Source organism: Bacillus cereus group sp. N11, from assembly GCF_016483605.1.
Taxonomy (GTDB): domain Bacteria; phylum Bacillota; class Bacilli; order Bacillales; family Bacillaceae_G; genus Bacillus_A; species Bacillus_A toyonensis.
In genome coordinates this window covers 427,282-450,017 of sequence record NZ_JAEHBN010000002.1, presented here as the reverse complement: position 1 = coordinate 450,017, position 22,736 = coordinate 427,282, and the positions used below count along the sequence as shown (strand labels likewise).

Genomic DNA, 22,736 nt, shown 5'->3' with positions numbered 1-22,736 from the left:
ATTAGGAATGGCACTTCTTTATTACTGCCTTTTCTTTGACCTTCTATCACTTTGGGTAAATGATAAAACAAATATTGTATTAAAACTAAACTGCCGTTTAGTTAAAGAAGAATCTTTAAACTTTTTTATATTTTAAAAGACTTTATTGCTACTTAACACTATTTCATACCACCTTTTCAAACAATTATTTCAAATAAATTTTAGTGCTAGTATACAAAACCCTGTAAATATAAAATAAAAAAGCATGACATAAAATTGTCATGCTTTTTCTTTTCTATCTATATTTTCAAATCGAATACAGAACATTTTACTGGGGAAAGAGCTTTGTCACTTGTTGAAACTACTTAATTCTCAAACACAAAATTAATCTTATTATCTTTCCACTCTAACTTCGCATCAAACGTTTTCTCGCCCTTTTTAAAGCCTTTAATTAAATCGGTCTTCTCACCTTTTAAGAGCTTTGTCATATTCTTTTGCGAAATTGTTTTACTTAATATTTTCTTCGAGATGGTAAAGTCACATTGTGTTGTATTGTAATTGGAACAACCGTAAAACGTAGATTTATCAATTACATCACCATCGCATTTTTTACAACTTCCAACCTTTTTACCTGTCGTAAATTTCGATCCTTTTCGCTCAATCGATTCAACATGTAATCCAGTGAAATCCCATTTCTCCGACATTTCTACCGCATCTTCAATAATTTTAGCTGATAGCTTTTTCGTTTGTTCCATAAATGTAGCTGGTGAAGCGATACCTTCTCCGATTTCTGCAAGACGTTGTTCCCATTTTGCAGTCATTTCCGGTGAAGCTAGTATTTTGTCGCCGATTGCTGTAATTAATACTTTTCCCTTATCAGTCGCATACACTTGGTTTTTCTGCACATCTATATATTTACGGTCTTTCAGCATCGTAATGATGCCGGCACGAGTCGCTTCCGTACCTAAACCTTCTGTTTTCTTTAATACTTTCTCCAGCTCTTCATTCTCTAAATACTTACCTGCCGTTTTCATTAACGTAATAAGTTGTCCCTCTGTATAACGCTTCGGTGGCTGTGTTTTTCCTTCTTTCACTTTCACCTTTACAACTTTTCCTTGGTCACCTTCAGCTACAATTGGAAGAATCGTTTCGTCATCTTTATCGTCTTGGAAAATAACTTTACGCCAACCTTCTTGTATTTGCTGTTTTCCTTTCGAAATGAACGCAGCACGTTCGTCTACAAGAGTTGTAATTGTTGTGTAGTCAAAGATTGCTACTTCATAATGCGCCGCAATAAGTCTTCTTACGATCATATCGTAAATTTTCTTTTCATCGCCTGATAGTTTGCTTGGATTGGTAACTTGTTCTGTCGGAATAATTGCGTAGTGATCTGTAACTTTCTTTTCATTCACATAACGCTTATTGTTCATAATCGATTCAACCGGAGCCGGTAATAAACCTTTATATTCATCAAACTGACTTAATTTCTGTAAAATATCAGGGAACGTCGCTGCTTCTCCTTGTGTAACATAGTTAGAATCCGAACGTGGATAAGAAACTATCCCTTTTTGATATAGTGCTTGCGTTATATCAAGCGTCTTTTTCGGCGAAAATTTAAAAGCTTTATTTGCTGTCGCTTGCAGTGCTGATAAATTAAATAAAAGCGGCGGCTGAAACTCTTTACGCTCCGTTTTCATTTCCTTCACTTCTGCCGGTTTCCCTTGACAAAAAGCCGCAATTTTATTCGCCATATCAGGGTCTTTTAAGCGGGATTCATTATCCTTCTCCCATTTCCCATCATATTTCTTCCCTTCAATATTAAAGGTTGCGAACACTTCCCAAAACGGCTCTGACTTAAAGTCTTCAATTTCTTTCTCACGCTTTACGATTAATGCGAGTGTCGGTGTTTGTACACGTCCGGCGGAAAACACATCATTCATTCCCTTTTTCTTTAGCAAAATGCTAAAAACACGCGATGCATTCATACCAACAACCCAGTCGGCGCAAGATCTTGTATATGCTTCGTAATACGTATTAATCGTATCTGCTTCATCTAGTAAGTTTTTAAACCCTTGATAAATGGCTTGCTTCGTTAAAGATGAAATCCAAAGACGTTTCATCGGCTTTTGCACGTTACAAAGATTAATAATGTTTCGTACAATTAATTCCCCTTCGCGCCCAGCATCGCCTGCGTGAATAATTTCTGTTACCCCCGGATTATGTAACAGCTGTTTCACTATATTAAATTGCTTATACTTTGACTTTGTTACTTCAAATTGAAAACGTTCTGGAATCATCGGTAACGTATTAAGTGACCATTTTTTCCACTCTGCATGATAATGTTCTGGATTACATAACTGCGTCAAATGACCAATTGCCCATGTACAGTACGCTCCATTTGGAAATAACTCATTTGCTTCTACTTCTAAATATCCATCTTTTCGGCGATATTTAAACTGTGAAACAAGAGCCAAACCTTGATCTGGTTTCTCGGCAATAATTAATTTCATTGTATAACTCCCTATCTGTATTCCAGTGTTACTTTCATTGTATATATGTTTAGAAGCGATGATAAAACAACAATCTTATTTATCATTCGCGGGTCGCTCCCAAAAATGGGATAACTATAATATTATACGCTTTTTCTTTATTGCTTCACAATAGGGAGAGTTGCATTATCCAAGTATCCTCTCTTAATTCGTCTTTCGTAACATTGTAATTGGTATTTCTAGATTTCATGATTTTATAAATAATTCTAAATCTATTCACATCTAAATTAGCTACTACATTTCAAAAGATGAGATATCTTCTCTTTTCTATATGTCCTTGAAGTAAAAAAATGTGATTTGATATTACGATTAGTTCTCATATAAGAATCCGTCTCGCTCCAAACATAATTATGTTTGGAGCGAGACGGATTCATTTACTCAAGATTTTAAAATATGGGTTGAGGACTCTCCTAATCTATCCCATGCTGTGAATGCTCAATTAAAAGTAACAAAATTACATTTTTTAAATATCATACTTTTATTTCAAAGTTATACACGTTTAGTAAACCTTATGATCCGATACACAATTATTGCAGTAATCGAAATAATAAGAGCGGTTATCAAGCCAGATTCTCCAATCCAAATCTCTAATTGATATCCTGTAGTTGCACGTGCAAAAGGCCCTTGAATAATAGCATTCCAAGTAGTGTGGATGATAACCGACGGCCAAACACTACCTGTGATAAGTCGTAAATAAGCTGTAATATAACTGAATGGTACAATACAAAAATAGATGCCAAGTACAGAGAGAAAGACAGATGTTCCCTCTACATATAGACCAGCAATAACAATTGGGATATGCCATGTTGCCCATATTAATCCACTAATAAGGATTGGACGTGAAAATTCCGCATCGACTAGCCTTGTGAGCATATAACCCCGCCAACCCATCTCTTCTCCCATAACCGGGATTAAGTTAAGCAAGCTTCCTAAAATTCCGCTCAATACTACTATAAAAATGAAACGTAATGGTATCGGTAGATACTGAAGTCCAAGTATATTGTAGATAGGTTCTAGCATACCACCTTGTGGGAGCTGAAACCTCGCAAATCCGCTAAACCAGGCAATCGAATATGTAATTCCACATATTATCATAGGTATTATCAGGGCCAAAGCAATCCCCTTCCATATCTTTAAGTTATCTAGACTAAAAGATACATCTTTAAAGCCTTCTCGCAGTATGATACGAGTTAGAATAGAAGAAATTGCAGGAGTAAACATATATACCACAATTAGCGGCATGCTTTTCGTAATCATTATTACTACATTTAAAATAATAGAAGTAATGAACAAAATACTTAAAAACAGTTGCAGTCCTTTTTTAGCACGTTGGACTTTATCCATATTGTGGAATGATTTTGCATGTAATATCATTGTAATCCGTCCTTCCCCTTTTATTAATTTGTTTATCTAATCAACTTCCTGTCATTTCGAGAAATACAACACAGAATGAAGATGTTTTTTCATATTGATTAATCAATCTCCCCCTCTTAAATTCATAATCTAGCCTTACTTACGATTCAATCATGTAATTATTCTTCATAAGTTGTCATAACCGATAGTACGAAACTGTAATGTTTAACCTATGACCTGTGTCAAATAATCTTGTGACAATATGTAACTAGAAAATATGATATGGAATAAATAAAAATTGAATTACGGCAATTGATTCGTGCAAGTACATGAATCAATCCTGCTTTTGAAAATAATTCAATTGAGGTGAAAAAAATGAATAAAAAAAAGAGGTATTGTGGAATGGTTGCAATGGTTAGTACAGCTATATTAGTCGCAGGAGGTGGAGAAGTAGGAAAAGCACAAACGGTTGCAGTTGAAGATTCAGCTCAATCAATCCAAAAAAATATCGTTAAATCAATACAATCACAGGCGCATCCATTAAAAACGATAGAACCGTCAAAACCATTTGTGGATTTAAAACCACTTAAGAAAATGATTGGGAGCGCACAATATGTAGGATTAGGAGAGAATACTCATGGAAGCTCTGAAATTTTCACTATGAAGTTTCGACTTGTGAAATATTTGGTTACTGAGATGGGTTTTACAAATTTCACAATGGAAGAAGATTGGGGAAACGGATTAAAGTTAAATGAATATATACAAACAGGAAAAGGAAACCCTAGGGAGTTTTTGAAATTGTTATATCCTACTGATGAAATTATTGCCATGATTGAGTGGATGAAAGATTATAATGCTGATCCATCCAATAAAAAGAAAATCCAATTTATCGGACTTGACTTAAAAACAATGGACCAAAGTGTTTTTAATAAAGTAATTGATTATGTAAAGCAGCATCGACCAGATTTGCGGGCAGAAGTAGAAGAAAACTATAAAGACCTTTCTTCTTTCACTGGAAGTATACAGGAATATATGAATCTTGCTCCTGAAATGAAAGCAAAGTTCAAGGCAAACGCTGAGAAAGTAGCCCAATTACTAAAAGATGAGAAGGAACAGGCAAACAAAGATGTAGGTTCATCCGAGTACATCTGGGTAAAAGCAACAGCGAATGCAATAGAGAAATTTACCACAATGCTGCTTTCTAATGACTACCCAAATGTAATAAAGCTACACGAGCAATACTTGGCCGATCATGCAATGTGGGCACAAGAGACATTTGGTGGTAAAACTATGGTATGGGCACACAATATTCATATGGCTAAAGGAATTATCGATGAGAAATTATACCCTTATGCTGCGGGGCAGTTTTTGAGGGAACGTTTAGACAATAATTATGTCACAATTGGTAGTACAACTACGGAGGGAAATTTCACTTTATACAGCGAATATAATCCTTCCACCGGAGGTAAGATTGCAACAGATACTATTCCACAAAATGTAAAAAGTTTCAATTACACCCTCGGAAAAGTACCATATAAAATGTTTCTATTGGATAACCGTCACCTTAAAGGACACGCAGAGAAATGGGTTAGAGCAAAAAGGCCATTACTAAGTATAGGGGGACAACTCCTCCCAGACGGTTCGTTATACTTTGATACTTCATTGCTTGAGCAATTCGATATTATTTTTCATATCCGAAAAACAAGTCCATCTCATATTAAATAAAAGTACAAAACAATCCCTTCTTGCTGATCCAAGAACGGGATTATTTTGTAGATGATTAATAAAATAATCTTGTTTTTAACTAAGAATAGGCTAATCCCCCCTTTTATCATCATGTAAAAATGTCATATGACATTTTTACACTAGTGAGTTTTACAAAAAAAGCAGTATGATGCGTTTATTACATAGATAGGAGCGATGCACTTTATGAGATCAAGATTCATCCAGAATGGTTATTTTTTATTACTAACTTTCATTACAGGTTTGTTTTATTTTTGTTTTTACTTAATAGCTCTGCTATTCAGTTTCACCCTTTCATTTACGGTAGTTGGGATTCCATTAATTATACGCATACTACAAACTACCACAACTTTTATCCAATTCGAGCGCATACAAACGAAAATTTATACTGATATTTCGACAGACTCTTACGATAGAAGTGTAACAACGGATACATCGGACTGGGCTCAAGTGAAATTAGGACTTACGGATCGCCGCACTTGGTCTGCTGTCTTTTGGTTAATGCAGAAATTTGTGATTGGCATTTTCAGTCTCATTAGTGCAATCATTTTTTATGTAATGCCACTTATGTTCCTGTTAGCACCACTATTGTATCGATACATCGATATGAATATTATTTTCATACAGATAGATACTTTTCCAAAGTCACTCCTTATAATGTTTATGGGTATAGTGTTTACCGCCATAAGTATTAAAATGGTAGATGGTTTAACGAAAAAATTTGGAGGTTATACACGCAGTATGATTCAGCAACTAAATCGATAGAAGTTTGTAGTCTACGAATAGTAGGCAGCTTAAACTTAAAAATATAACAATACAAGAAGGATTATTCTATAATATAGGAAATGAGAAAGAAGGCTACTTAGGGGGTAAATGAATTGTTTGATATGGTTAAATATTGGTTTTGGTATGATTGGATTATGTTAGGAATCCGTCTACTTGTTAGTGTGTCTACCATCCTAGCAACATTAAATTTTCAGGATGGTTTAACATTACCACTTTGGATTATTATTCTTTGGGAAATTATTGCCTTCTCTATTCCATGGGTAGCCTTGCTGTTCAATTACAAATATTACTTATTCACAGAAATATTGCTATATGGTGGAATATGTATATATTTAACCTCTTTATTTCCAGAAGCTTACAATATTTTTCTTATATCGGTGTTTCTTATCGCAGCAAATAGTAAGCATTTGTCCTATTATTGGACAGCTCCAACATCAGTTTTTGTAATAACCGGGATTTTCTATGCAGTTGCGCCAAGTAATAGCTATTGGATTATGGTCACCTACTACGGATTCGCTTATGTAATGGGATTCGCTTTCCATTTATTAATCATCAATCATAAACAAAATGAAGTAATTCGTAAACAAAACGCGGTACTTGAGCAATATATGTCTCAGATTGAACGCATTACACTGGCCGAAGAACGAAACAGGCTCTCTAGTGAGCTACATGATACAGTAGGTCACGCCTATACTTCCATTATTATGGGGATGGAAACGTTGCGAACCGATCTTGCTACCGAAATGGGTGTACAGAGGCTAGATTCCCTGCTTGAAATGGGACGTAAAAGCATCGAGGACGTGAGAGGTTACCTACATCAAATGGATCCTCAGTGTCAATCGCCTTCCTTGATTCAATCTCTACAAAATCTTGGAGCTGAATTTCAGGAGCACGCTCAGGTGGATGTAAGCTTCCGAACATTCGGAGATGAATATCAACTGTCTCGTCAAGCGAAGATAGCATTCATTCGTTGTTTACAAGAGTCCCTTACGAATGCGGTACGTCATGGTCAAGGGACTGAAATTATAGTTTCATTGCAGTTTGAACAACAATATACGAGATTAGAAGTGCAAGATAATGGAAAGGGAAATGTAGAATGGCAGGAAGGCTTCGGTATGAATACGATGAAAGAGCGGGCGATGAATTTACAAGGTCAATTGTCTGTATATACAAAGCCAGAGGAAGGAATGCTTGTTACATGTACCATACCGCGACAAACTGAAATAAAAGATGGACTTATTCGTTTATTAATTGTCGACGATCAGCCATTTGTTCGGGAAAGTTTGAGTACACTACTCGACAGGTATGAAGATATACATGTAGTCGGTTTGGCTGAAGATGGCGATCAAGCCATCGACTTGTGTGGGCGCCTTCAACCTCACGTTGTACTCATGGATTTAGATATGCAGCAAATGGATGGAGTCGAAGCGACAAAAAAAATTAAGCAACAATGGCCACATATCCGCGTATTGATTTTTACAACGTTTCAGGATACGAAACAGGCGTTGGACTCGCTTCGTAACGGTGCGGATGGTTTTTTACTTAAATCCATTGAAACGTTAGAGCTAGCTAATACGATCCGACTTATTCATGGCGGTGGGACGCTGATTGATCAGGATATGTCTCACAAAATATTTAAGCAGTTTGATGAGCAAAACGAGACACCACAATCAAAAGCAACTGCTTATGAACTAACAGCCAGAGAGATAGAAATATTGCAGCTAGTAGCAAAAGGACTTCGATACAATACGATAGCTTCAAGGCTATATTTATCGAATGGTACGGTCAGAAACTATGCTTCCTCGGCTTACACAAAGTTAGGAGTACGTAACAAGGAAGAAGCTGTCCAGAAGGCTCTAGAAATTGGAATTATCGAATTAGAAAACGGTTTGTTATTTCTTTAGAGCTAGCTAAGCTGTAGTTACAAGATGCAGTAAGGAATAAGACTATAAATCTAATTTTTTATCGTTTTTGGTAGGCAATTTTGAATAGGTTCATCCTGTTTTCAAATCTTTAAATAGCCTTACTACATTCAATATGTAGTAAGGCTATTATATTCTATATCAAAATTAAGCATCTTTATTATTACTATATCGAAACTAGTTTCACGTCTTTTCACCAGAAGCCAAACAATACTTCTCATACCTATTAAAGATCTTTATCTGTTTTTATGTTAGAGATTGAAGAGATGAAATAATATCTTTGTTCATTCTTTGGCTTCTTTTTGTAAAGAATAATAAATAAGTAGAAAGTAATCTTTTATGATATAAATCGCTTTATATTCGCTTCATTCTCGTTTCTTCTTTTGGAGGAGTAATTGGCGTATTTGAAACATGGCGGAGGCACAAAGAAGGATGCTAATTTTATTTCGATCTTCCTTGCACCCAAGTAGCAATATCATTTATTACATACTCAGGGATATTAGCAGGACTATAATATTCATCCGGTTTACTTAATTCTCCATCTCCTTCTGTAAAGAAGTGATTTAACTTTGGATATAGTCGATAATCAACGTTATCTCGTTCTTTTAATTGTTCTTTCCATAGAGGAATTTCGATTTTTGATTGAACTTGATAGTCTCTTTCTCCTTGAATAATTAGAAGCGGTGTCTTTTGTTCTTTTGACATTTCTGCTGCTTTAACTTTACGAATAGAATCCCAAAATACTGCTGATCCTAAATAAAAACCTTTTGGAGGATTCTGACTAGAGAAGTTGGGATCATTTAATAATTCAAATTGCGATTTGTAAAATTTATATTCATCCGGTTTCATTGCTCCAATAGAAAAAAGATACTCAAATTGATCTAAAACAACATCTTGAATCGTACGGGCTGGTCCTCCCATCACAATCGCCCCAGCAATATTTTGATTTTGGTCTTTTTCAATCATTTTCGGAAGCATCATTCCACCTTGACTATGACCAAGAATATAAATTTGATTCTTATCTATCAGAGGTTCATTTTTAAGAAAATGAGTCACAAGAAGAGCATCATCTGTTGTCTCTTTATCCACTGTATAAAAAGGACTGGATTGTGTTTTCAATCCATGTTCATAAGTTCGTTTATTATAGCGAAGGACAGCAATTCCTTTCGAGGCAAGACCTTCAGCTAAATCGCGAAATGGTTTTAAAGCAAACGCTGTTTCATCCTGATCGGTTGCTCCAGATCCTTGAACAAGAATAACCGCTGGGAAAGGACCCTTCCCCTTCGGAACAGACAATGTTCCTGGTAATGGAAACGCACCACTTCCAACCACTACTTCTTTATCAACAAAGGATTCAGGCTTACTATATGACGGACGCTCTGCAACTGGACTAAACGACATACTAAGTTGAAAATCATCTATTTTTCCAGATGGATCTAGCTTAATTAATAAAGGTACTGTAAATTGTTCAAAAACTAATTTAATCTCTACATTTGTATGAACAGAATTTGTCTCTTTTTGTGTTACCTCTCCAATCTCCATAAAAGAACCTGCTTGTAATTGCGCAGGGAGTCCCTTCCAATAACTCTTCAGCCATTCTTCGGATATTACTTTCTGTAATGATCGAGAAGTTAAATCAATTGCAGATTTATAGTCTTCTGTATCCATATAACGGATAAATGAAAGGGTAGTAGCTATAACAGGATTTTCACTTTCAGTATTGTCTATTTTTTTTATATTGTTGTTTGTTTCCTTTAATGTCGAAATAAATTGGTGATTGAACGGATTTTTATATGTACCAGGATATAAGCTTGATTTTAATACATCCGTATTCCGTCCCTCATACAAACTTGAATCATTCACAAAATTTTCAGGTGAAATTACTTCCTCTGCATATGAAACTGAAGGAATAGCTATTGTACAAATTGCACTAACAAGTAATAACCTATTCCCTATCCTTCTTTTCGTGCTCATATTTATTGATTCTCCTTTCGAAATTAAATTTTTTATACAGCTTGCCCTGTACTATAAGAAAAATTAAAATTATCAAAGAGATTAATAGTCTACTTTACGATCCCCCCTAACAGATTAAAAAGCTACTATAAACAAACTTCAATAAAAAATGCCTTCTCCCTCTTTTTTTTGACTGGATTTTTGAGTGGCATGGAAGGACCAAGCTGAATCACATGTAGCCGACCAAAAGTATACAGGTAAACTAGCATCCAAGAACAGTGCATATAAAATCTCAGTAGAAATGTTCTTTTGGATTTCATTTTTCTTGTTATTTGACTAATAAAAAGAGAGCACCTCTCAGTAAGTGCTCTCTCGTAAAAAGTATCAGTCATTCTATTCGCAATGCTCATTATCTATAAGGTTTTTTAATGTATAATTTCTATATAAGGGATATCGCCACATACCTATTAAGCTAAGATTTTACAGTCCCCCCTTTTATGCACCGTTGACTACTGATTTAAAATGTACATTCCTTTTGTTTACTAGTGGTTCGCTTATCTAACCTAAAGATAAGTATGTGGTCCTTTTACAATTTGAATTTCTTTTTAAGCTTCTTATATTTTCTATATGAACGTCTAACAATGTTTAACATGAAATACGGTATTTTAACAGGGAGAGGCAATTTATAAATGAAAGGCAAGTAAAATGTAAAATATGCCTTTTCTAGATCTCTCCACTTACTATCTTCTTTTGTTTTTAAGAAATCAGATACATCGACTACATATCCCCTTCCGTTTTCCATCATCACATTTTTCCCGTGAACATCACAAGGAGTTAATCCTTGTTCTCTTGCATACTCTAAAGCTTCATTGATATCGAGGATTACCTGCTTAGGAATTTTAATCCCCTTATGAATAGCATCGTATAAGGTAATTTCTTTTAAACGTTTCAATACTATGAAATTTTCTCCTTTATATATAAGCCTCGAATAAGAAGGATGATTTCCGATTCTTCGGTATACTTCTGACTCTTTTTCAATCCCTTCTCCTTTTCGCGCATAAACTTTCACTACCCAACCTTTGTGTTCTTTGTGCATAAATACCGCGGCATAATTACCTGTCCCTAAACACTTCCAAAGTCTAGGAATATCTTTAACTACTACAGGCTCGAATTCATCCTCACTTCTTATGCTTACCTCTTTTAATAATTCGTCCTTTATCAATCCCACAAAACTATTTATACTCATCATTTCCACTCCGTTTTTGCTAAAAGGGGTCCCACCCCATCGCTATTAAGCTAAGAAAATACAACTACTCCAGAACGAGATTTTGTCCTAACTTGTAATAAAAATAAATCCTATTGCTATAAAAGACAACAAATTTTCGTTCTTGGAACATCATAAATATTAACTTTATAACAGTGGGCTAGTTTAAAATTGCATCAAAAACCTAATTGAAATTAAATCAGGAATGTTATTTTAACCGATTTTCACCTGCTAATTTGCAGGTGAACTATTTTCTATTTCATAACAATCCACCAGTATTTCTTTTAAATATTCCTTATATTTGGAGCGTAGCATTTCCGGAGAAATGATTTTAATTTCTTTATCGAAAGACAAAAATATTGAACCAGAAAATCCATCTCCTTTTCTCCAAAAGTCACAATAATGTATTTGTTTTGTTATTCTTCTTGAAAAGACATGTTATCGTAAATGCGTTTATAGAATTGTTCTACCCCTTTCTCACTAACTTTAAAAGAAAAAGGTCGTTGTGTATTGAATTGTTTTCTATATAACAAACTAATTATCTCTTCAGTAAAAGGAATGCTTTCCTTATCTTCATACTTTGTATATTGAATATAGTCACAACGGAAATTTCGAAATTCTTTTTTGTCTAAATCCCAACTAAAGCAATACCAATTTCCATTTGTGATTAATAATCTTAAAGGTTGCATGATTCTTGAATTGTTGCCATAGCGACAATCATTAATTTCTATTACCTTTTTATTCAGTATGGCAGAGAAGAGTTCTTCTAAAAAGTACGACTCCTTTTTTTGATTTATTCCTACAAATTGGATAACTTGATCTGCCTAATGAACTACCTCTTTTTTCCTCTTTGGGGTCCCATATCAAAAAAAGAAAATTGTACATTTGGACACAATTTAGACGCAAAATATCCAATTCCTTGTACGATAGGGAATCGGATATTTATTTTACTGTTTTATATAGTGTACAATTTCTCGCTTACTAGGTCTGTGTAGCAACCGAACCAAATCTTACTTTAAGTATTAGTGGACATCAAAAATAGTAATGACTAATCCAGATTAACATCCATCCGATTCACAATTACATATACCAATATGTTAAATAGCTAAATAATACAAACGGTATGAAGTGAATTTCTATTCTTTTCATACCGTTTTAAATTTGTTTATAAGTTTCATACGAAAATCGTGGAAAGATGGCAGCATCTCTTTATAAACAAGGATCAAAAGTTACCATACCTGACAACGGAAATATTAATGTAACTCTAGTTCCTTTATTCACTTCAGATTCAATGCCAATTTTCATTCCTAATTTTGAGCACAGTTTTTCGCATAGATACAAACCCATTCCTGTACTTTTGCTAAATCTCCTTCCATTCTCTCCAGTAAATCCTTTTTCAAAAACTCTATTTATATCTTTAGTTATTACCCCTACTCCATTATCTTCTATAGTTAGTATTACTGAGTTAGTTTTCTTAATTGTGTATATACGTATCATTTGTTCTTTGTTATTTGAGTACTTTATAGAATTTCCTATTATTTGATTAATAATAAATTCAACCCATTTTCCATCACTATATACAATCTCATCAATATCCTGTATATCTAATTTTATTCTCTTATGAATAAAATCTCTATAATTTCTTCTAATTACAGTTCTTACTACATCATCAAGGTTGATACGTACAGATTTTAAATTCGGATGGTTTGCTAGCGTTTCGTTAAAGTGTTGGTCGTACGCTTTATAGGAAAAGCCCTAATTTACTTCTTCATATTCCTTCATAATTTTATAAAAGGTGTTTTTCTTTAGTTCTAACATTTCCATAAATATAACAACAGTTATTTCTCTATTCTTCCATTTTGAATGAGTTTCCTCTATGTATGTATAATTATATGTTTTATATCGCTTTAAAGGATATTTCTACATTTCTATTAAAAAATCTTTAATGGGCGCCAAACTTTAAAATAAAAGTCATAATTACTCCAAAAATAAAGGAAGACATACAAGAGGTACCGCCCATGCATATCAACTTAAGAAATTGATTGTTCCCCAAAACAAAAAAACACTACATTCTCATAAATCACTGTTGTAGTGATATGAATTTTTCGTTTTGGGATACTTTAAAATATTTGCTTGATAGGCATGGGGCAGCAGTCTAATATGCTTGAATTATAATCAGTGTAAGCAGCTAAAAAAGTAATTGCTGGAATAGAAGTTAAGCATATGATCAAAAAAGGACAAACTCTCCAAGGTGAGAAGTTTGTCCAAAACCATAATCTATTTGATTTCACAATATAAAATTCAATTCCGCTAACAATCTTTCTTTTTTCATATCCCACGATTTTCACATGAGAACCCAAAATAGTGGATTAGAATAATGATTTAATACTTGCTAGTACAGTAAGGATACCTATAATAATGACAAATACATTGCTCGCTTTTCCTTTATATTTAGCTAGTACCGGTACTTTATAGATCGCATACATCGGTAATAGACATAAGATAGCTGCTACTAACGGTCCGCTAAGAGCATCAATAAGTCCAAGAATACTTGGATTTGCATAAGCAACATACCAACATGTTAATACGACAAAAGTAAGGATGATTGTCTTAACTGTTTTTTCTCCTATATCTTTCCCACGTGTTCGACTGGACTTGATAATCATGTCACGCATTACTTCATATGCTCCTATATAGTGTCCAAGGAACGACTTTGTTATGGCCGTAAAAGCAATGATAGGAGCTGCAATAGTAATTACAGGCGAATTAAGCTCATTAGCAAGATATGACAAGATTGATAAGTTCTGTTCTTTTGCCATCATGAGATCATTTGGAGTCAAACTTAAGGTACTGCTCCAAACAAAGAACATAACAACAGAGAATGTCATAATATAACAAACTTTTTGTATTTGAGCACACTTGGCATTAGTAGCTTCTATTCCATAGGTAGCTCTTTGTTTCATAACAAATGATGAAATCATTGGAGAATGATTAAACGAGAATACGATGATTGGTAGAATCATCAATATCGTTCCAAAATATCCTGTTCCTGTTGAAGCAGTAGAAACATTTGAAAAACTAAGCATTGACGTATTCCACTGTGGAATCAAAGATATTGCGATAAAAAGTAAAGAAGCTATGAAAGGATATACTAGCATGCTCATTATTTTCACAGTGATATCTTGACCAAAATTTAGTATAGCGATAAGACCAAGTACTAATACAAGCGATAAAATGGCCCTTGGAGGCTCTGGCATATGCAATTGATGCACGATAAAACTACTTGCAGTATTTGTAAGTGCAACCGAATACATCAGCACGATCGTATAAATTGAAACAAAATATACTATGTTAAAAATAATACTTGCCTTATTTCCGAAATACTCTCTTATTGTCCCTGTAATCCCCTCATCAGCAGAATTAGAAGCGTAAATCATTTTAGCAAGCGCCCTATGTGAGTAATACATTACAGGATATGCCAGTATGGTAATTAGTAGTAATGATAATAAACCGCCTGAACCTGCATTTATAGGTAAAAAGAGTACTCCTGCTCCAATTGCTGTTCCAAAAAGGCTCAATGCCCAGGTAGTATCCTGCTTATTCCATTTTTTAGGATCTGGATATTTATCATTTTTTACTGCAGTATTATCAGCTTGAAATTCTATGTTTTTTGCAGTATTCCCATTCATATAATACTTCCTCCTTGTGTCCTATTCTTACGTCTCTTTTTAGACTTAGGAATATAGATTGTTCTTGAAAAATGAATTGCTTAAAAAGTGCGCCACATCGTTTACCCTTCTTCTCATTTGACCAAAATCAAAAATTCCACTAGTCATCAACCTGATGGGTTTGTTACCACTTACAAAATGTTTCAGTTATATAGTAGTATATTTTAGTGGCAATTCCCCAATATACAGACATCCTTAGGCCAACAATAGAGAATAAATTTGTTAAATTTTTCACAATGTATCCGATAATTGTTCATTGATCTGATTGTTTCTCTCCAAAGATTTTATTTTTAATGGAAATCCCTGTAGGTGTAGCGGCAATTCCGCCTAAACCTGTCTCTCTTAACTCGCGAGGCATTTGTCTTCCAACTCTATACATCGCTTCAATAACTTCATCAGCACTGATGAGATTGTTTACGCTGGCTAATGCGATATCCGCTGCTGCTAAAGCATTTGCCGTTCCAATGGCGTTTCTCTTTACACAAGGAATTTCTACCAAACCAGCGACCGGATCACACACTAAACCGAGTAAATTTTGTAATGCGGTTGAGAAAGCTTCAGAAGATTGTTGTGGTGTTCCTCCGGCAGCTTCTACCGCTGCTGCAGCCGCCATTGCTGAGGCACTGCCCACTTCAGCTTGACATCCTCCGTACGCTCCTGAAATACAAGCGTTGTTTGCGACTATCGTTCCAAATAACGCTGAAGTGAATAGAAAATGAATCATATCTTTATGACTTAACTGCAACGTATCTTTAATACTAAATAAGACTCCCGGGATTGTCCCACTCGCACCTGCTGTTGGAGTTGCACAAATAGCTCCTAATGCAGCATTTACTTCATTAACACCGATAGCACTTTGAATCCCTAGCACCATCAAATCGCCAGAAAGAGTTTTCCTATTTTCTCGATAATTTTTAATCTTAACAGCATCACCTCCGGTTAAACCGGTTGGAGAAAATACCCCGTCGCCCTCGATACTTTTATTTATGGCATTTTCCATAGTCGCTAAATTCCGTTCCATTTTACTCCAAACTTCTTCATAAGAAGTTTTAGTTTGTTTGATTTCCTGTTCCATTGCTAATTCATAAATTGGCTTTTGGCTTTTATTAGCTGCATCCACAATTTCTTTTATGGTCATATACATTTTTTTCACTCCTTAATGGAACTAAAGAATAATAAGGTTAGCTATATTACTTAAATTTCCCAATTCCTTCTGAGCATTACCAGGCAATAGAGAATCCAAAGCGAATGCATATAAATATTTCTTGTTATCTTCTAAACTATGAAAGTTGTTAATTTCCACATCATATTGTTTAAAGATCCTTCGTAAGACAAATTCAAAGTCAGCTCTTTCAGAAATCGCAATAATAACTGGCAATGGCCCCTGCAGATCTAAGCTAAATCCGTCAATTTCAACATGTTTGACTTCAATCAATCCACCACCGACCGAAATACCCATCGTTCTAATACTTCGACTTTCATCCTCTAAATGTACACCTGCCGTATTTGGATGACCAGCAGGACTATCACCCGCTTTTTCAATAAAGGTAATGTCAATTCCTTTAGATTCTGCTATTTTAATAGCATCTGGCACTTTGCTGTCATCGGCAGCAAATCCCAATATCCCAGCAATAATTGCAAAATCAGTTCCGTGACCTTTATGGGTTTCAGCAAATGATTCATAATACTTTACCACAACTTTTTTTGGAAGACCTTGAAATAATTTATTGGCAACTGTTCCAATAGCCAAGGCACCTGCAGTATGTGAACTTGAAGGACCTATCATTATTGGCCCAATCACATCAAAACAACTTTTGTATTTAACAATCTTTTTTTCTTTAATAGATGCTACATTCATATTCATATAAACACCCCCATAATTTGTTATTTTTAATTGCAGTTGAATCTAAGTTATTAAAATGACTGATTCAAAACAAGACCTCATTGAATACGTTTTCATTCTCGTGTCAAATACACTTCCTTTTAATCACATACCTTTCTTAGAGTAATCATGTCAGTATGTCCAATTTTAAAAGGTTACTTGTAATGTCATTAGGATTTTTGCAAAAAACTAGGTTTGATACTTTCTCTAAAGGTAATAAATTTTCTCTCGACGCCCTCATTATAAGCTTGTATATTTATGAGCTCAATATTTTTTTATTTTTAGAAAGATTGAATAAACAGAATCTTGAATGAGTAATAGATTACACTTAGCATGTAGCAATTGTGTCCTTTGTTTGAAGCTGTATTAGTTACTAGAAAAGCAAAAATAACACAGAGTTCCTTTCATTAACACATTGATTATATTGAAAAATCATTATAATGATACTTATATTGTCCTTTGTTAAAACATCTAATTTTGGAAATGAAAGCTGTTGCAATAAATAATAAATGTAGATGACAATGAATCCATTAATGAAACATAAAATCATTTATTGATATTAATAATTAATTTTGTATTAATATACATTTTCAGAAAAAAGAAACTTCTTTTTATACTCTTAACTTGAAGTACTACTTTGACAATATTCACTAATTTACACCATCGATATCTACAGTTATGGAAACCCTAATTAGATTTAAAAAGAGAGAAGAACATTTGTGAGCTCTTCTCTCTTTTTTATTTACTTAAGATTACTATTCAAATTGCTTATTGCAATTACTTTAGCCTGACTTTTATATTATAAATCTAATTTCCATACTACTTCACAAGCTGATAAAAGGAAAAAAGTATCGATTCCGTCAAAATTAAATTATAAAAGAGCTTTGTTTTCCTGTAACAAATTATTTATCCTGCTATTCATTGGCAATACACTTCCACACTTAATAAATGTTCACTTTATATCCGTTTGCAATATTTGCACATACCACACCTCCGATAATAATAAGCAATTGTAGCGCAAAACAGAGCTAATCCCCAAATTGGCCATAATAGCTCTGGACCTTCCAATGCCCATCCCCTATGATCTAGCCCCCCTTTATTAATAAAACCCTCGGATGTACATCAAACCAGTTGAAGTAACCATTATGGAAACAAGTGAAGCACACAAAAAACAACTCCAAAATCCACTTTTATTATATATTTTGGGTTACTTGACGTTTACCTTACAAACACAAGTAGAACAGTTCAAATCAATTGAACTGTTCTACTAAGGTTATTTCATTTTTTTAACCTAATCCCATTTTGACAAATTAAATTGCTGCTCCAACAACCACTGCTATCACAAAAACTAAATCACTATATATTTTATGTTTAACTAGTTTTATTGATTATAAGAATATTCATTTTGGTTTTGCAACACCCTCAACGTGAATACATGTACTTTTTCATACGGATATTACTTACCTCTGTAGGTTCATAATCTCTGTATGCCTAAGTAATTGTTTTAAAACAGTTACATCAAAACATAAATTTTAATGTTTAATGACTTTTGATATTTCCTGATATTCCAATGATTTTGAGCTACCCGACTGGATTTTTTTTGCTAATTCATTAGCATAGTTTGTTGTTGCCGGCGCAAATTTATTACGATCCCACTGATGATTTCTAGCGATTTGTTCATCAGACAGATTATAATATGAATAAGTTACTCGTCCTTGCACATCTGGAATTGGATCATCAAAAGTTGTATCAAGATGGTACCATTTCCCTTCAATTTTCACTTGATTCCAAGCATGTGGTTGTCCATTTCCAGTTCCTGTTACAATATGAGTTTCTATTCCAGCCTCTTTTAACAATTGATACGTTAATAATGCATACCCTTGACAAACAGCAGAGCGGTTTGCTAAAGCTTCATATGCTGTATAAGCTTGGAAAGAAGTATCATAAGAAACATGCTTTACGACATAATCATGGATTACTTTTACTTTTTCGTGTTCATCCATACCAGCTTTGATAATGGAATTGATAATTGATTTTGCTTGCGCCTTTACATAGTCCGTTTGTCCTTTGGATTCACGATATGTAATCTGTACTGTAAACGTGTAATTTCCTGGAATACCACGAACGGAATATTGCGTATGCGAAATATTATGATTCAAATATTCGTTAGATTCGACTGCCTTGTCATATTCTTTAACAAGTGTGTTTAGAACCTCATTAATATTAGAGTTTTGGGATTTGTATGTCATCGTTATATTTTCTTTTTGATTATTAATATGAGTTTTTATTTCATTTTGAAATGCGTCTAATAGTTTCCCATCAGGTCGTGAATTATTATTTACAGATGTAGTATTTGGATTCCAAACACCATTACTTTCAAGGTAGTACTGTTTACCATTATCTTGGATCCAGCCTGTTTGCATCGCTCCACTTCCATTGAAGTAGTACCATGCTCCATTTACCTGCTGCCAATTTGTTTGCATCGCTCCGCTTCCATTGAAGTAATACCATGCTCCATTTACCTGCTGCCAATTTGTTTGCATCGCTCCGCTTCCGTTGAAGTAATACCATACTCCGTTTACCTGCTGCCAATTTGTTTGCATCGCTCCGCTTCCGCTAAAGTAATACCATGCTCCGTTTACCTGCTGCCAACCTGTTTGCATCGCTCCGCTTCCGTTGAAGTAATACCATGCTCCGTTTACCTGCTGCCAACCTGTTTGCTTCACACCGTTTACATTATAGTAATTCCATACTGATCCAGTTTGTTTCCAACCTGTATCGGCACTTGTGTAAGTAGCTACTGTTGATCCCATCACTGTGAGACCAACTGCCATAGCTAAAACTTTTATATTCTGTTTCATAAATCTAATATTCCCCTTCTCTTGACCTATTTATCTATCAAACATTAACAATGAGGGCGTTGCAAAACTAAAATAAATACTCAATATTATAAAATGACACTTTCATTAGTAAATATTACTCTCCTCACTAATTGTTAGTTGATTCAATCGAGATTTTACGAGCAGTTAATGTAGGATAAATTAGAACAACTAGCTAAAAGATGACGATGCAACTCTTTGTCTTTCCACTTATGAAACGCATAATACATGGCCTCTTTGTTATAAGAGTTATCTTAGTCAATATTAGCGATTAAAGCAAGATTTGACATTTATTTATCTATATAAACATATTAAACATATGGTAATTGAAATTTTATAACAGCGCATTAGGGGGAAATTCAGGTCAAATGTTATGTTAATTATACGGAATTCAAATTTATTAACCATTTTGTTGTCACTTCTGTATACTGAGTACCTGTTATAATAAGAGGTTCTTTACATTCGGGACGTTTGCTTTTTGCAATATTGACTTGATGATCTATGTCTTTCAAACAGCTTTTAATATTTAGGATTTTTTGAGAATCATATTGTTAGCGATAATAGAATGTATGTAATTACGAACATTTATGTGTTGAAATGAAAGTGAACGAATATTCAAAAATTAACTTTCATATTTATAATAAATAAAGAGCACTTTTTAATGTTTTAAAAGTACTTTTAATTTGATGTTGATGTGACGTAACCTTAAGTATTTAGAAATTAAAAAAAGTCCCTTAATAATGTTAAAGGAACCTTACTCACACAAATAATCTGTAAATCAATTCATTTTTGATATACAGATCATTTGTATGATAATTTTTATAAATAATTGCTAAATAGTGAATTTACATAAATGCTTTTAGAAGTTCTTGAACTAATGGGATTGCTCCACCTATAAATTTTAAAACTGCCATTGCGATTTCCATATTATTCTCTCCTCTTTTTTCGTATTAAGATTTGGTTAATCTTTATACCCTTATTATAGTAAGCGCTTACAATTATAACAATACATTTTTGTATGCAATATTGCATATTTATACGTTTAGACAAAATTAGACCTCTATTAGTCATTCTTTAATGGTACCATAGCGAGGTGAGAGTCTTTAAGGGTTCTCCTTAATAGGAGGAAATATGGAAAGAGTGCAAGAGATTGACAGTAATCTAAAATTTAAGGGTTGGGTTAAACAGGTATTAGCTGTAGGAGGAATGTTAGGGTTCTGCTACTTAGTGCTATATGTTTTCTGTTTCTTAGTTACTATGTAAATATTATACAACTAAACTAGTAGAGTCTTGCCTAGAGAGGTAAGGCTCTTTTGTTTTGTATGAGATGAGCAAACTACATACAATACCTCTCAGGTTTGTCAGATTACTCTGTATGGCGCCTTGTTTCTCTATGTTCTAGGAACATTAACTCCTATCATTGAAAGGTAAATAAACTTCTATTTAAAAGTTTCCATTTCTATTGAAAACACAATTGTATTGATAAAAAATGTCTTTTTACTAGATACATATTAAAAAGACAGGCATAAGTTATATTACGCTTTGGTAAAATCTTTTTATCTTTGAAAAGGACTTACATCTGATTAATAGATTCGAATCCTTTTTGCATATTATATTTATATTATCATATAAATATAATATATTAAAAACAATTTAAATGCAAAAATACTAGTATGGATACTGAGTATTTTTCAAAATAACGTAAGCTATGCGGAAAAATAAAATAAGCTGCCCATATGGACAGCTCATTTACATAATTATCGTTATCGGAATTTAATCCTCTAATATTCATTCTAGAAAGTATCCTAGCCAAAAGCGGATGTTTAGTCGCTTTGTTTGAATTATGATTTTAGTTAGGAGTTTTCCTTTATCGCTTACAGATAAAGCATTATCTTTATTTTCAATCGGAGTTTCCCTGTCTTTTGATAAATCATATAGGTAGTTTAATGTCTTAATAAATCCTTTTAATGAAGATAATATTATCCTTGGATTCCATTCACCTTCGCCATGTTCCGCAGTATATATTGGTAAATATCTTCTACTCATATCTACAAAGATAGGGTTTCCATATTCCTCCTCGTGCCCTATGACAAACCGAGACTGTCTCCAATCTCCTTTATTATCTATGCTATACCCCAATTGTTCCTTTTCTAATGCACTATTACTATAAATTATTAATCCACTATATCCAATAGATAGTTCTATTTCTTTAAATGTGTCTAATAGATTATATAATTCGTTAATTTGTAATTTCATCAGTACCCTCACGCAAAATGCTTTGTATATCACTCGATTTAATTTTTCTATTGTAATTATTAAATATTTCGCATTATATGGGAAGTTAAATTAAGTAACTAAAACAAGTACTCTATACATGTAAGGTTAACATAACGTCTCATTATCAATAGCGAGTACAAGGGAGAATCCTAACCTCGCAAGGGAACCTCCTTTTTTGTTCTATGTATTCATGCATTTTTTATACATTCCTATCCTGTCGCTGTTTTGTTCTGAAATGCTGACGGTATAACATATATATATAAAGACACCCTAAGGTACCTTCCTCCGACTTAAACCATCTTAATTTTAATAATATGTATTGAACTCACACCAAATATTATTGTATCAAGCTGGTGTATAGCGATTATTGGTAAACCGTTTTGAAAATTTGCGTTTTGTTGTTACTATCCCATGCCCATCA

The 22,736-nt window shown here is 33.8% G+C and carries 13 protein-coding genes and 5 pseudogenes; 4 read left to right on the top strand and 14 right to left on the bottom strand.

Annotated features, from left to right (window positions below; translation table 11 throughout):
• Positions 1-344: 344 nt before the first annotated feature.
• Both topB and JDS98_RS06035 read right to left on the bottom strand, forming a co-directional pair.
• Positions 345-2,489, bottom strand: coding sequence for a DNA topoisomerase III (gene topB / locus JDS98_RS06040; protein ID WP_087970019.1), 2,145 nt, complete (start codon positions 2,487-2,489; stop codon positions 345-347).
• Positions 2,490-3,017: 528 nt separating this feature from the next.
• Entirely contained in the window at positions 3,018-3,902 is an 885-nt protein-coding gene (locus tag JDS98_RS06035) for a CPBP family intramembrane glutamic endopeptidase (protein ID WP_199633639.1), read from the bottom strand.
• Positions 3,903-4,283: 381 nt separating this feature from the next.
• Between JDS98_RS06035 and JDS98_RS06030 the strand changes: the two genes are divergently transcribed.
• From JDS98_RS06030 to JDS98_RS06020, 3 genes are all read left to right on the top strand, one after another.
• The gene (locus JDS98_RS06030) at positions 4,284-5,606 is read left to right on the top strand and encodes an erythromycin esterase family protein (RefSeq protein WP_371399771.1); all 1,323 of its coding nucleotides are present in this window, start codon (positions 4,284-4,286) and stop codon (positions 5,604-5,606) included.
• Between the two features lie 204 nt (positions 5,607-5,810).
• Positions 5,811-6,389 (top strand): sensor domain-containing protein, encoded by a 579-nt coding sequence (locus tag JDS98_RS06025; RefSeq protein WP_097959098.1) that lies wholly within the window; start codon positions 5,811-5,813, stop codon positions 6,387-6,389.
• Positions 6,390-6,502: 113 nt separating this feature from the next.
• Positions 6,503-8,314, top strand: coding sequence for a helix-turn-helix transcriptional regulator (locus JDS98_RS06020; RefSeq protein ID WP_199633638.1), 1,812 nt, complete (start codon positions 6,503-6,505; stop codon positions 8,312-8,314).
• A gap of 305 nt (positions 8,315-8,619) precedes the next feature.
• On the opposite strand, the pseudogene JDS98_RS30105 reads toward JDS98_RS06020, so the two are convergent.
• The 5 genes and pseudogenes from JDS98_RS30105 to JDS98_RS05995 all read right to left on the bottom strand — a co-directional run.
• A pseudogene (locus JDS98_RS30105) lies at positions 8,620-8,772 on the bottom strand (IS4 family transposase); the annotation flags it as partial.
• A 1-nt stretch (position 8,773) separates the two neighbouring features.
• Positions 8,774-10,306 carry an alpha/beta hydrolase gene (locus tag JDS98_RS06010; RefSeq protein ID WP_106080526.1) on the bottom strand — a complete coding sequence of 511 codons (1,533 nt, stop codon included), beginning with the start codon at positions 10,304-10,306 and terminating at the stop codon, positions 8,774-8,776.
• A gap of 565 nt (positions 10,307-10,871) precedes the next feature.
• Positions 10,872-11,531: a protein kinase family protein gene (locus JDS98_RS06005; RefSeq protein WP_000026521.1), complete on the bottom strand. Its 660-nt coding sequence runs from the start codon at positions 11,529-11,531 to the stop codon at positions 10,872-10,874.
• Between the two features lie 434 nt (positions 11,532-11,965).
• A complete protein-coding gene (locus JDS98_RS30100) occupies positions 11,966-12,274 on the bottom strand; it encodes a WYL domain-containing protein (RefSeq protein WP_255294251.1) in 309 nt (102 codons plus the stop codon).
• Between the two features lie 484 nt (positions 12,275-12,758).
• Positions 12,759-13,229, bottom strand: a pseudogene (locus JDS98_RS05995) (ATP-binding protein); the annotation flags it as partial.
• Positions 13,230-13,736: 507 nt separating this feature from the next.
• On the opposite strand from JDS98_RS05995, the pseudogene JDS98_RS30685 reads away from it, so the two are divergent.
• Positions 13,737-13,847, top strand: a pseudogene (locus JDS98_RS30685) (IS6 family transposase); the annotation flags it as partial.
• Positions 13,848-13,918: 71 nt separating this feature from the next.
• On the opposite strand, the gene JDS98_RS05990 reads toward JDS98_RS30685, so the two are convergent.
• The 7 genes and pseudogenes from JDS98_RS05990 to JDS98_RS05965 all read right to left on the bottom strand — a co-directional run bounded on the left by JDS98_RS05990 (position 13,919) and on the right by JDS98_RS05965 (position 22,294).
• Positions 13,919-15,238, bottom strand: coding sequence for an aromatic amino acid transport family protein (locus JDS98_RS05990; RefSeq protein WP_097954190.1), 1,320 nt, complete (start codon positions 15,236-15,238; stop codon positions 13,919-13,921).
• A gap of 292 nt (positions 15,239-15,530) precedes the next feature.
• A complete protein-coding gene (gene sdaAA / locus JDS98_RS05985) occupies positions 15,531-16,421 on the bottom strand; it encodes an L-serine ammonia-lyase, iron-sulfur-dependent, subunit alpha (protein ID WP_000282013.1) in 891 nt (296 codons plus the stop codon).
• A gap of 21 nt (positions 16,422-16,442) precedes the next feature.
• Positions 16,443-17,141 carry an L-serine ammonia-lyase, iron-sulfur-dependent subunit beta gene (gene sdaAB, locus JDS98_RS05980; RefSeq protein ID WP_199633637.1) on the bottom strand — a complete coding sequence of 233 codons (699 nt, stop codon included), beginning with the start codon at positions 17,139-17,141 and terminating at the stop codon, positions 16,443-16,445.
• 975 nt (positions 17,142-18,116) lie between these two features.
• Positions 18,117-18,321, bottom strand: a pseudogene (locus JDS98_RS30090) (hypothetical protein); the annotation flags it as partial.
• A 370-nt stretch (positions 18,322-18,691) separates the two neighbouring features.
• Positions 18,692-20,020 (bottom strand): transglutaminase domain-containing protein, encoded by a 1,329-nt coding sequence (locus JDS98_RS05975; RefSeq protein ID WP_199633636.1) that lies wholly within the window; start codon positions 20,018-20,020, stop codon positions 18,692-18,694.
• Between the two features lie 863 nt (positions 20,021-20,883).
• Positions 20,884-21,070 (bottom strand): annotated as a pseudogene (locus tag JDS98_RS05970) (hypothetical protein).
• Between the two features lie 756 nt (positions 21,071-21,826).
• Positions 21,827-22,294 (bottom strand): copper resistance protein, encoded by a 468-nt coding sequence (locus tag JDS98_RS05965; RefSeq protein WP_098712030.1) that lies wholly within the window; start codon positions 22,292-22,294, stop codon positions 21,827-21,829.
• Between the last annotated feature and the right edge of the window lie 442 nt (positions 22,295-22,736).